Raw genomic sequence first — 1,469 nt, 5'->3', positions numbered from 1 at the left:
CCGACAACCATCTCGGCAAGCAGAACGCCGACAGTGACACCGAGAACCGTGGCCGACGCGACCGTCAATGCGACATCGGCAGATGCTGGACGATGATCGTTGATCGCAATCCCTCTCACGCTGGCGATGTACTCGCAGAGATCATCACATGCCGGACAAGCGGAAGTCGGACCCGCAATGCGCAATACGGCACGAAACTGGGGCCGCCCGTTCGAGATCGCCAGCTACTACGAGGAGGTCAAACCACGTAAGGGTTCGATATGGAGCCCGCAGTATTCCGGTTTCTCTATGACTGCGCAAAAGTACTTGTACATCAGCGCGGGACGAAGCGAAACAAGGATGGGAGGGAGCGTTCGGGTATTTCACCGGCGCCATCGTGAGCGGTGTCGAACGCCTGGTCAACGAAGTGTCCGCTGTGCTTGACACGCGAGCCTGGCAAGTCGAAACGGCCACCGCCCGACTCGAAGGAACTGCGGAAGAGCCAAGCGAGGACTTCCCCGAAGCGCCGAACTCGGGTCGGTGTACGCCGACCTCTACGACCACCAATGCCAGCGCCGAGAAGTAGAAAAACAGCCCTAAGCGGCTCGCGCGAAGAATTGAGTTGCAATAGTGACTCGAACGCAGACCGCGAGAATTCGGCTGGGTGCTTATGCTCAACTCGAAACTGGTGACTTCGAACAACTCGAATGGGTCGATGACCACGACATTTCCTAATCATGGCGAGAAACCGCAACACAGTTGGAGCTCAGTCGCTTGGCAGCAGTTGTCGAGCTTGCAACGGTTTCCGAGCTTTCGACAAGCAAGAATCAGACAACTTTTATGGCAGCGCCGTAAACACCGGAAATCTCCAACGAGGCCCTATACATTCGAACGTGGCTGAGCAATCTGCGGGCAGGGTTCACCGCGGCTGAGCGGCGTATCTCCCACCCTGACTGATCTGGCGCGACGTTCATTGGCGGAACCGCGACCTTCCGCTTGCCGATCCGTCCGTCGACCACAAGCTCTAACAATGCTCCAACTCCGTGTCCTCGGGGCGTCACGTTGACGTTGCTACGGCGCGCTGCTCCCGAATTATTGCAATACAATGGAATTGACGACTACACGAACGGAGTTACCCCTGTGGCGACCAAGCGCACCCGGATTCATCTCAACCAGCGCATTCGCTGCCTCGACCGATATTTCAACCCAGGCGACATCGCAGACCTCGATACAAAGACCATCCAACTCGTCGAGGCACGGAAACAGTTCGAGATCAATCAAACTGACTCTGATTCCCACACTTACACGCAAAGTGCCAATGCAGTGAGGTTAGCTTTGCTTGCAGCCGGGGACTATAGGTACATCGAAGTCAACGGAACTCCCGTATCCCTACTCAAGCTCACCGGCATCAACCCCTCGTGGATCGGAATCACTTTAATTATGTGTGACGGATCAGAAATTCAGGTAATAAAGACAGCTGTCACGGAACT

At 55.8% G+C, this 1,469-nt stretch carries 2 protein-coding genes; both read left to right on the top strand.

Annotation, left to right across the window (positions count from 1 at the left end; genetic code table 11):
• On the top strand, positions 1-251 hold a 251-nt coding region (locus ACIQ2D_RS21960), incomplete at its 5' end, for a hypothetical protein (protein ID WP_402867415.1).
• Positions 252-1,041: 790 nt separating this feature from the next.
• The coding region (locus tag ACIQ2D_RS21955) for a hypothetical protein (RefSeq protein ID WP_402867414.1) at positions 1,042-1,469 on the top strand (428 nt) is incomplete at its 3' end.

Origin of the sequence: Lysinibacillus sp. NPDC097287 (assembly GCF_044761695.1) — a bacterium.
Lineage (GTDB): Bacteria > Bacillota > Bacilli > Bacillales_A > Planococcaceae > Lysinibacillus.
Note: the sequence above shows the minus strand (reverse complement) of the source record. Positions and strands in the feature narration are given on the sequence as shown.